10 protein-coding genes are annotated in these 10,114 nt (G+C 72.3%); all 10 read right to left on the bottom strand.

Features of this window, described 5'->3' with window-relative positions; translation table 11 throughout:
* Nucleotides 1–86: 86 nt before the first annotated feature.
* A complete protein-coding gene (locus ACTHJJ_RS05860; protein ID WP_440301999.1) occupies nt 87–698 on the bottom strand; it encodes a TlpA family protein disulfide reductase in 612 nt (203 codons plus the stop codon).
* Entirely contained in the window at nt 698–1,375 is a 678-nt protein-coding gene (locus ACTHJJ_RS05855) for a histidine phosphatase family protein (RefSeq protein WP_440301998.1), read from the bottom strand. Before ACTHJJ_RS05855 ends, ACTHJJ_RS05860 begins: the two co-directional genes overlap by 1 nt.
* Nucleotides 1,376–1,518: 143 nt before the next feature.
* Complete coding sequence (locus ACTHJJ_RS05850) at nt 1,519–2,139, bottom strand: LysE family transporter (protein WP_440301997.1); 621 nt, start codon at nt 2,137–2,139, stop codon at nt 1,519–1,521.
* A 221-nt stretch (nt 2,140–2,360) separates the two neighbouring features.
* Nucleotides 2,361–3,683: a glutamate-1-semialdehyde 2,1-aminomutase gene (hemL, locus tag ACTHJJ_RS05845; protein WP_440301996.1), complete on the bottom strand. Its 1,323-nt coding sequence runs from the start codon at nt 3,681–3,683 to the stop codon at nt 2,361–2,363.
* Nucleotides 3,684–3,759: 76 nt separating this feature from the next.
* The gene (locus ACTHJJ_RS05840) at nt 3,760–4,245 is read right to left on the bottom strand and encodes a MarR family winged helix-turn-helix transcriptional regulator (protein ID WP_440301995.1); all 486 of its coding nucleotides are present in this window, start codon (nt 4,243–4,245) and stop codon (nt 3,760–3,762) included.
* Between the two features lie 37 nt (nt 4,246–4,282).
* Nucleotides 4,283–5,248, bottom strand: a complete 966-nt coding sequence (gene hemB / locus ACTHJJ_RS05835) for a porphobilinogen synthase (RefSeq protein WP_440301994.1) — start codon at nt 5,246–5,248, stop codon at nt 4,283–4,285.
* The gene (locus tag ACTHJJ_RS05830) at nt 5,245–6,894 is read right to left on the bottom strand and encodes a uroporphyrinogen-III synthase (RefSeq protein ID WP_440301993.1); all 1,650 of its coding nucleotides are present in this window, start codon (nt 6,892–6,894) and stop codon (nt 5,245–5,247) included. Before ACTHJJ_RS05830 ends, hemB begins: the two co-directional genes overlap by 4 nt.
* Nucleotides 6,891–7,844, bottom strand: coding sequence for a hydroxymethylbilane synthase (hemC, locus tag ACTHJJ_RS05825; RefSeq protein WP_440301992.1), 954 nt, complete (start codon nt 7,842–7,844; stop codon nt 6,891–6,893). Before hemC ends, ACTHJJ_RS05830 begins: the two co-directional genes overlap by 4 nt.
* Entirely contained in the window at nt 7,841–9,229 is a 1,389-nt protein-coding gene (gene hemA, locus ACTHJJ_RS05820) for a glutamyl-tRNA reductase (protein WP_440301991.1), read from the bottom strand. The genes hemC and hemA overlap by 4 nt, the downstream gene beginning before the upstream one ends.
* A complete protein-coding gene (locus ACTHJJ_RS05815; protein WP_440301990.1) occupies nt 9,226–9,900 on the bottom strand; it encodes a redox-sensing transcriptional repressor Rex in 675 nt (224 codons plus the stop codon). The genes hemA and ACTHJJ_RS05815 overlap by 4 nt, the downstream gene beginning before the upstream one ends.
* Nucleotides 9,901–10,114 lie beyond the last annotated feature (214 nt).

Below are 10,114 nucleotides of genomic sequence, written 5' to 3'. Positions count from 1 at the left end.
GGCGAGGCGAAGGAGACGAAACCCGCCACGAGGGCAACGGCCGCCGCGACGACGACCGGCCCCGTGAGCAGTTCGGACGACACGGGTCAGCCCTCGGCCCGGACGTCGTCGATGAGCCCCCGAAGGGTCGTCTCCGTGACGGCGCCGGACACGCGGGCAGCGATGCGGCCCCGGCTGTCCAGGACCAGGGTCGTGGGGGTCGCGTTCGCCTTGCCCTGCAGGGCGAGGAGCGGCACGCCGCCGTCGTAGGCGAGCGACGGGTAGGTGACGTTGTTGGCGCGCTGGAAGGCGAGACCGGACTCCGGCCCCTCCTGCGTGTCCAGGCCGATGAACTCGACGTTGAGCTTCTTGGCCTGCACGTCCTCCCAGGCCTTCTGCAGCTCCGGGGTCTCCTTGATGCACGGTGGACACCAGGAGCCCCAGACGTTGACGACAAGGATCTTGCCCTCCTTGCCCTGCATCGACCACGGCTTGCCCTCGAGGGTCGTGCCGGACAGCGCGACCGGCTCGCCGCGCTGGCCGGGGTCGACCTGCTCGATCGTGCCGTCGCCGGAGATGTAGCCCTTCCGGTCGCCCGACTTCGCCTGCGCCTCGATGGAGTTCGGGTCGGACGAGCACGCGGAGGTCAGCGTGACGGCGGCGCCTGCCAGCACCGCGACGCCCCACCGCACCGCGGTGCGTCGGTCGGTCGGTCGCATCAGGCGCCCACGCTCTTCGACGCCCGCGCGAGCAGCGGACCGGCTGGCTCCGAGTAGGCGATCGACTCGAGCTCGTCGTCGACGTAGTGCAGCGACGTGAGGGACGCGAGGGCACACTCCCGCTTGCGCGGGTCGTGCCAGAGCCGGCGCCCCTCGAGCTTGTTGCGGACCGTCCAGATCGGCAGCTGGTGGGAGACGAGCACCGTCTCGTGGCCGTATGCCGCTGAGCGGGCGTCCGCGATCGCCGTGAGCATCCGCTCGGCGATGGCCTCGTAGGCCTCGCCCCAGCTCGGCTTGGTGACGTTCATGACCTTCGGCCAGTGCCGGGGGTCGAGCAGCGCGGTCTTGGAGAAGGCGAGGCCCTCGAAGCGGTTGGCCGCCTCGATGAGCCGCTCGTCGGTGCCGACGGTGAGGCCGTGGCTCTCCGCGATCGGGCCGGCCGTCTCCTGGGCCCGCTCGAGCGGCGAGGCGACGACACGGGTGACGTCGTTGGGCTCGAGGTGGGCCGCGACGGTCTCGGCCATCTCGCGGCCGAGCGCGGACAGGAGGTAGCCGGGCAGCCGTCCGTAGAGGACCCCACCGGGGTTGTCGACCTCGCCATGGCGCATCTGGTGGACCACGGTGCGGGTCGGCCCGGACCGAGCGGGCGGTGTCGGAGGGGTGGGGCTGCCGGTCATGGCGCCCAGTGTCTCAAACGCTGACGCGCCGACCCAATTGGCCGCCCCGGCCCCCGCGATCGTGGTAGTGAAACGCCCGATCGACAGTGCACTTCTCTCAATCGACAGTGCACTTCTCTCGATCGGCAGTGCAGCCGCTCTGTCTAGTGGACCGCCGCGAGCAGGGCGCCGACGCCGACGAACAGCCCTCCGAAGAGGCGGTTGAGCCGGGTCTGTCCCTTCGTGCTGCGAGTCAGCCGACGCAGCCCCTTGGCGGCGGCGGCGAAGAAGAACCACATCACGACGACGTCGATGACCACGACCGTCGCTGTCAGCACGAGGTACTGGGGCACGAGCGGCTGGGTCGGCCGGATGAACTGCGGCGTGAAGGCGAGGAAGAAGACGATCGCCTTCGGGTTGGTCAGGTTGACGAGCATCCCGCGCCGCGCCATCGACCAGGACGACTCCGGCGGCGCGGCGGGCGCCTCCGGGTCGTGGTGCGACCGTGACCGCCACTGCTTGATCCCGAGGAAGACGAGGTAGGCCGCCCCTGCATACCGGATCACGTTGAAGAGCACCGGCGAGCTCGCGACGAGGACGCCGACTCCAGCGGCGACGATCGCGATGTGGCAGACGAGGGCCACCTGTTGCCCGATGATCCCCCACAGCGAGCGCCCCCAGCCGGCGGTGAGGGAGTTGGCCATCGTGTTGATCGCGCCGGCTCCTGGGGTGAACGAGATGAGGAACCCTGCGGCGACGAGACCCAGCCATACGGACAGCGACACGTCGGGAGTGTAGATCCGCGCGGGCACCCCATCCGACGGTTTATCAGCGCGCAAGACGCGGGCAGCCCGCCCCGTCCCCCTCGTATGCCGCCCAGCCCCGCCGGCGCGCCCGCCGAGCCCGCGCCCCTCCCCCTACGCCGAGTGAGCACTCCGCCCCAACCGTCACACCGACCCTGTGACGCGAGGGACCAAACGCTCACTCGACCGGGGAGACAGAGGGCTCAGCCGGCGGCGGCACGTGCGGCGGCCGGCAGCGCCTCGAGCACCGCCGACACCGCCTCGTCGTCGTGCGCCGCCGAGACGAACCAGCACTCGAAGGCGCTGGGCGGCAGGTGCACGCCCTGGTCGAGCATGGCGTGGAAGAACCGGCGGAAGGCGTCCGTGTCCTGTGCCCTCGCCTCGTCGTAGTTCCGGACCTCGCCGTCGCGGAAGAACACCGAGAACATCGACCCGGCCCACTGGATCGTGTGCGGTACGCCCGCCCCGGCGAGCGCGTCCGTGACGCCGTCTGCGATGGTCCGCGCGACCGAACCGAGCCGGGCGTACACCTCCGGGGTGCAGGCCCGCAGCGTCGTGAGACCCGCGGCAGATGCGACCGGGTTCCCAGACAGGGTCCCGGCCTGGTAGACCGGTCCGGCCGGGGCGAGGAGCGCCATTACGTCGGCGCGACCACCGAACGCGGCGGCGGGGAAGCCGCCACCCATGACCTTCCCGAACGTGAAGAGGTCGGGCGGCCCAGCGGCATACGGACCCTCGAGGCCGTAGAACCCGGCGGACGAGCACCGGAACCCGGTCATGACCTCGTCGGAGATCAACAGCGCGCCGTGCTCCCGGGTCATGCGGCGCAGCCCCTCGGTGAAGCCGGGCAGCGGCGGCACCACGCCCATGTTGCCGGGCGCCGCCTCGGTGATGACGGCCGCGATCTCCGTGCCGCGCTCGGCGAAGACCTCCTCCAGGGCGGCGAGGTCGTTGTAGGGAAGCACGATCGTCTCCCCCGCGCTCGACCGCGGCACGCCGGCCGAGTCCGGCAGCGCGAACGTCGCCACGCCGGAGCCCGCCGAGGCGAGCAGCGCATCGACGTGCCCGTGGTAGCAGCCGGCGAACTTCACGATGGCGTCCCGGCCCGTGAAGCCGCGGGCGAGCCGGATCGCCGACATCGTCGCCTCGGTTCCGCTGTTGACCAGCCGCACCTGCTCGACCGGCTCGACACGCGAGACGATCTCGGCCGCGAGCTCCACCTCGCCCGCCGAGGGCGTGCCGAACGAGAAGCCCCGTTCAGCGGCGGCACGCACCGCGGCGACGACCTCCGGGTGTGCGTGGCCGAGGATCATCGGCCCCCACGACCCGACGAGGTCGACGTAGCGGTTGCCGTCCACGTCGGTCAGCCAGGCCCCCCGAGCGGACGCCATGAAGCGTGGGGTCCCGCCGACGCTCCCGAAGGCCCGCACCGGGGAGTTGACCCCACCGGGGATGATCCGCTGCGCCCGCTCGAAGAGCTCGGCTGAGTGGGTGGTCGCCTGCACGGTCCGTTCGTCCTGGGTCATGCGCCCATTCTCCCAAGACCCGGATGGCGCTCACCTCGCACCCCGCCGCGGAACCTGCCGCTGTCGCGGGCAGGGGTCAGCGCCCGGACCGCTCCTCGGGGTCGAGGTGGTCCCGGACGATCGCCATCGCGTGGCCGATCGCCATGAACTGCTCCGGCGTCAGGATGTCGACGAGGTTGTCGCGCACGCTCTGCACGTGCACCTCGGCGATCCGCTCGATCGCCTCCTTGCCGGCCGGGGTCAGGACGAGCTCGACACCTCGCTTGTCGGCGAGGCACGACTGGCGCGCGACCCAGCCGCGGTCCTCGAGCCGCTTGGCGGTGTGCGTGAGCCGGCTGCGGGACTGGACGACCATCGAGGCGAGCTCGGACATGCGCAGGCGCTGGCCGGGGGCCTCCGAGAGCATCGAGATGATCTCGTACTCGGTCAGCTGGATGCCGCTGCCGCGGAGCGCGCCGTCGAGGGCCTCCTCGAGCAGGCGGGTGCCGCGGAGGATGGCACGCCACGACGCCTGCTCGGCCTCGTCGAGCCAGCGGACCTCTTGCGGCTGCTGGTCAGCCATCGTCACCTCCCCCAGTGCTGCGTGCATCCTAGAGGAGTCAGCCCAACCATCCGGCCGCTTCGAGGGCGTAGTACGTGAGGATCGCCTGCGCCCCGGCCCGGCGGATCGAGACGAGCGCCTCGAGGGCGGTGCGCTCCCGGTCGATCCAGCCCTGCGCCGCCGCGGCCTCGATCATGGCGTACTCGCCGGAGACCTGGTAGGCCGCCACCGGAACCGTCGTGCGCTCCGCGGCGGCGGCCACGACGTCGAGGTAGGACATGGCGGGCTTGACCATGATCATGTCCGCACCCTCGGCGACGTCGAGGTCGATCTCGCGCAGGGACTCCCGGATGTTGGCCGGGTCCTGCTGGTAGGTGCGGCGGTCGCCTTGCAGGCTCGACTGCACCGCCTCGCGGAACGGCCCGAAGAACGCGGAGGCGTACTTCGCGGCATACGCGAGGATGACGACGTCCTCGAAGCCGGCGGCGTCGAGCGCGGTCCGGATGACGCCGACCTGGCCGTCCATCATCCCCGACGGGCCGACGACATGGGCGCCGGCGCGGGCCTGGGCGACGGCCATCTCGGCGTAGATCTCGAGCGTGGCGTCGTTGTCGACCCGGCGGCGGTCATCGAGCACCCCGCAGTGGCCGTGGTCGGTGAACTCGTCGAGGCAGGTGTCGGCCATGACGAGCACGTCGTCGCCGACCTTGTCGCGGACCGCTCCCAGAGCCACGTTGAGGATGCCGCCGGGGTCGGTGGCACCCGACCCCCGGGCGTCCTTGTGCTGCGGGACGCCGAAGAGCATCACCCCGCCGAGGCCGGCCTCCGCGGCGCGGCGGGACTCCTCGACGACGGAGTCGACCGTGTGCTGGACGACGCCGGGCATGCTCGCGATCGGCCGGGGCTCCGTGGCGCCTTCGGCGACGAAGACCGGCAGGATGAGCTGACTGGGGTGAACGCGGGTCTCGGCGACCATCGCGCGCATGACGGGCGACTGCCGCAGCCGGCGGGGTCGGTCGATCATCGGGCCTTCCTGCGTGAGGTCGGACGCTTGTCACGGGGGCGCTGGATGGGCTGGCCCGCCTCGGCGGCGGCGATGGCGAGGCCGACGCCGTGGCCGGCAAGCGCGTCGACGAGGCTCGAGGCGGACGCCTCGGGGGCGAGCACGTCCACCCGCAGGCCCTGCTCCTGGGCGGTCTTCGCCGTTGCGGGGCCGATGCAGGCGATGACCGTCGCGGCGTGCGGCTTGCCTGCAATGCCGACGAGGTTGCGCACCGTCGAGCTCGAGGTGAAGACGACCGCGTCGTACTCGCCGCCCTTGATCGCGTCGCGGATCTCGGGGGCCGGCGGGGCGGCCCGCACGGTGCGGTAGGCCGTCACGTCGTCGACCTCCCAGCCCATGTCCCGCAGCCCGGCGACGAGGGTCTCGGTGGCGATGTCGGCCCGCGGCAGCAGGACCCGGTTGATCGGGTCGAGGACCTGGTCATAGGCAGGCCAGTCGGCGAGGAGGCCGGCGGCCGACTGCTCACCCGAGGGCACGAGGTCGGGGTTGATGCCCCAGTCCTGCAGGGCCTGGGCGGTCACTCCACCGACGGCGGCGACCTTGAGGCCCGCGAAGGCTCGCGCGTCGAGCCCGAGCTCTTCGAAGCGCTCCCGGACGGCGCGCACGGCGTTGACCGAGGTGAAGCCGACCCACTCGTAACGCCCGGTGACGAGGCCCCGGATCGCCCGCTCCATCTGCTGCGGCGTCCGCGGCGGCTCGACGGAGATCGTGGGCACCACGTCGGCGGTCGCGCCATACGACGCGAGCCGCTGGAGCATCGGACCCGCCTGGGCCTGGGTGCGGGGCACGAGGACCCGCCAGCCGAAGAGCGGCTTGGTCTCGAACCAGGAGAGCTCGTCGCGCAGCTCGACGTTCGGCGTGACGACGGCGACGCTCGGCTCGACCGGCACGGCGCCCACGAACTCGTCGTCGATCGTGCCGAGCAGCCCTGACCGGCTCTGCTGGGCGACCGTCGTGCCGCGCTCGGTCAGGACGACCGGCGTGGCGGCGTCGCGGCCCGCCTTGAGCAGGGTGCGCAGCGCCTCGCGGATCGCCTCGGGCGACCCGAGCAGGACGAGGGTCTGGTCGTCCGCGGCATACCGGGACACGTGGGAGGTCTGCCCGTCCACGCTGACGACATGGAAGGCGCGGTCCTGCTTGGAGGTCAGCGGCACCCCCGCGTAGGTCGGCACGGCGGAGACCGCGGAGACGCCGGGGACGACGTCGAAGCTGATGCCCGCCTTGCGGCAGGCGCGCACCTCGTCGACGAGGCCGTTGAAGGTGGCTGGGTCGCCGTCCATGAGCCGGACGACCAGCCCGTCGTCGCCCACCGACTTGGCGGCCCTGACGACGAGCTTGGCCCGCATCGCCTGGGTCAGCTCCTGCCCGCGGTCGCCGTGGCTCGCGTCGATGATCTCCACGTCCTCCCGGGCATGGCTCAGCACGACGTCGTCCTTGGCGATCCGGTCGAGGATGACGACGTCCGCGGCGGCGAGCAGGTCCCGGCCACGGAGGGTCATCAGCCCGGGGTCGCCCGGTCCGGCACCGACGAAGGCGACGCGGGCCGGTGATGCGGGCGGCGTGGGCAGGTGCACCGTCTCTTCCGACGGCTTGCGCGAACGAGTCACGAAACTGGCTCCGAGTTGTCTTGCGGTGCGGGTGGGGACAAATGATCGAGGTCGGCGGCGCCGTCCTCGAGCAGGATCTGGGCGAGCCGGGCGCCAAGCTGCCGTGGCTCGTCGTAGGGACCGACCAGCGAGCGGCGCAGCTCGATGCTGCCGTCCTCGCTGCCGGCGAAGGCACGCAGCGACAGCTCGAGGCCGTCCTCGCCCTCGACGACCTCGGCGAGGGCGCCGATGGGTGCGGTGCAACCGGCCTCGAGGGTCGAGAGGAGCGACCGTTCGGCGAGGACACGGGCTCGGGTGTCGACGTCCTCGAGCACCGCGACGGCCTCGCGCACGTCGGCGCGGTCCTCGCGGCACTCGACGGCGAGCGCACCCTGGCCGGGAGCCGGCAGGACCTGGATCGGCTCGAGCACCTCGGTCACGAGGTCGAGCAGCCCGAGACGGGCGAGCCCGGCGCGGGCGAGCACGACCGCGTCGACCTCACCGGACTCGACGAGGCCGAGCCGGGTGCCGACGTTGCCGCGGATCGGCTTCAGCTGCAGGCCGAGCCCGAGCGAGGCGAGCTGGGCGACGCGACGGGGCGAGCCCGTGCCGACGACCGACCCGGCGGGCAGCTCACCGAGGGTGAGACCGTCCCGTGCCACGAGTACGTCGCGCGGGTCCTCCCGCTGCGGGACCGCCGCGATGACGAGCCCCGGCTCCTCCGCGGTGGGCAGGTCCTTGAGGGAGTGGACAGCGACGTCGATGCGCCCCTCGAGCAGCGCCTTGCGGATCTCGGCGGCGAAGACGCCCGTCCCGCCGATCGCGGTGAGCAGCGCGCCGGAGACGTCGCCCTGGGTCGTGATCTCGACGAGCTCGACGTCGTGGCCGGCAGCACGGAGGCGGTCGGCGACCCACGTCGACTGCGTGGTCGCGAGGGCGGACCGACGGGTGCCGAGCCGAAGCGTGGTCATGAGCGAGCCCTCCTCGGAGGAGCGCTGACGTTGGCGACGTCCTGGGGCTGCAGGTCGAACAGCTCGCGCAGGGCGGCGGCGTAGTCAGGGCCGCTGCCGTCCATGGCGAACTCCTTGACGCGCCGGGTCGGGGTGTGGAGCAGCTTCTCGACGATCCGGTGCACGGCCAGCTCGAACTCGGCACGGGCCGCCTCGTCGAGATCCGGCATCCGGTGGTCGAGCCGGTTCATCTCCGTCTCGACGACCTCGGCGGCCCGCGCCCGCAGCGCGGCGACCGTCGGCGAGACGGACTGCGTGACCCGCCGGGTGAGGAAGGCGGCGACCTCGCCGGTGACGATGTCGCGCACCTGGGCGACCTCGCGGCCCTCGGCCCGGCCGGCCAGCTGCTGGCCCAGCTCCTCGAGGCCGATCACGGTCACGCCGGGGATCGGCTCCGACCACTCGCTCTCCGGCTCGATGTCGCGCGGCAGCGCGAGGTCGATGAACACCTGGGGACGCCCGCCGCGCCGGGCGGCGCTCTCGCGGAGGTCCGCCGCGGAGATGACGTGGCCGGTGGCGCCCGTGCAGCTCAGGATGAGGTCGCTCTCGGCGAGGACGTCGGAGAGCTCCTCCCAGGGCCGCGCGGTCCCGCCGGCGGACTCGGCGAGCCGCTCGGCGCGGGCCAAGGTCCGGTTGACGACGGCGAGGGAGTCGACATCGGCCCGGCTCAGGGTGGCCGCGGCGAGGCCGCTCATCGCGCCGGCGCCGACGACGGCCGCACGGCGGGAGCTGAGCGGGCCGAGGCGCTTCCCGGCGGCCTCGAGGCCGACCTGCACGAGGGAGACGCTGTGCCCGTCGATGTCGGTCTCGGAGTGCGCCCGCTTGCCGACCCGCAGGGCCTGCTGGAACAGCTCGTTGAGGGACGCCCCGACCCGGCCCGTCGCCTGCCCCTGCGCGAGGGCGGCACGCATCTGCCCAAGCACCTGCGACTCCCCGACCGCCATCGAGTCGAGTCCGCAGGCGACGGTGAAGGCGTGGGCGATGGCACCGTCGTCGTAGCGCACGTAGAGGTGGTCGGCCAGCTGGTCGGCCCGCGCCGCGAGGGCGGCCTCGGGCTCCCGGGGGCAGTCGTCGACGAGGTCGGCGCCCGCGCGCTCAGGGGTGGCCTCGACGGAGGCGGCCGCGGCGAGCGCGTCCCCGATCGCCGCGACGGCGGGGTGGAAGGCCGGCACCTCGGCGTAGATCTCGAGCCGATTGCACGTCGAGAGCACGACGATCTCGTCGACGGTCGCCGAGCGGACGAGGGTGTCCGCGAGCGTCTCGTCGCGCCGCTCGTCCTCAGCGAGTGCCTCGAGGATGGAGAGCGGGGCGGTGTGGTGGGACAGGCCGATGACGAGCAGGCTCATCGCTGGGCCACCTCCCTTGCGGACAGACCGGCCTTCCGCTGCGCATGGAAGGCGAGGATCTGCAGCTCGGTGGAGAGGTCGACACGGCGCACGTCGATGCCCGTCGGCACGGAGAGCAGGCTCGGCGCGAAGTTGAGGATGGCCTGGACGCCGGACTTCACGAGCGCGTCACAGACGGTCTGGGCAGCCGAGGCGGGTGTGGCGATGACGCCGATGGCGATGCCCAGCTCGTCAGCGCATTCCGTGATGTCGCCGGACGGCCGGATGGTCACGCCACCGACCTGCTGGCCGATGAGGGCCGGGTCGTCGTCGAAGAGCGCCACGATGTGAAAACCCTTGGTGACAAAGCCCGAATACGACGCGAGCGCGTGGCCGAGGTTACCCATCCCGACAATCGCGACGGGCCAGTCCTGGGTGAGGCCGAGCGCCCTGGTGATCTCCAGCGCGAGCGTCTCGACCTCGTAGCCGACGCCGCGCACCCCGTAGGAGCCGAGGTGGCTGAGGTCCTTGCGCAGCTGGGCGGACCGGACGCCGACGGACGCGGCGAGCTCCTCGGACGAGACCGATGCCACGCCCTCCTCCGCGAGCGTCGTCAGCGTCCTCAGGTACTCGGGGAGCCGCGCGACGGTCGCGTCAGGAATCTCTCGACGCAGGGTGGGATCGGCGGACACGCGGGCTCACCGGCTCCTTTCACAGCAGCGCTCATGGCGCGGAGCACAAGGGGACCCGATCAGGCTAGACGTTTGTGAAGCCATGCACAAAAGCGAGCCGGACGTATACCACGGCATGGACGGGCCGCGGCAAGGAGGGTCACCCGAGAGCGTCCCGGAGGCGGCGCTCGTCAACGCGCCAGAAGTCGTGCTGTCGCCCGTCGACGAACGTGAC

The sequence above is a fragment of the Intrasporangium sp. genome, assembly GCF_051961875.1.
Classification (GTDB): Bacteria; Actinomycetota; Actinomycetes; order Actinomycetales; family Dermatophilaceae; genus Intrasporangium_A.
The sequence above is the reverse complement of the archived record's forward strand: the minus strand, read 5'-3'. Positions and strand labels throughout refer to the sequence as shown.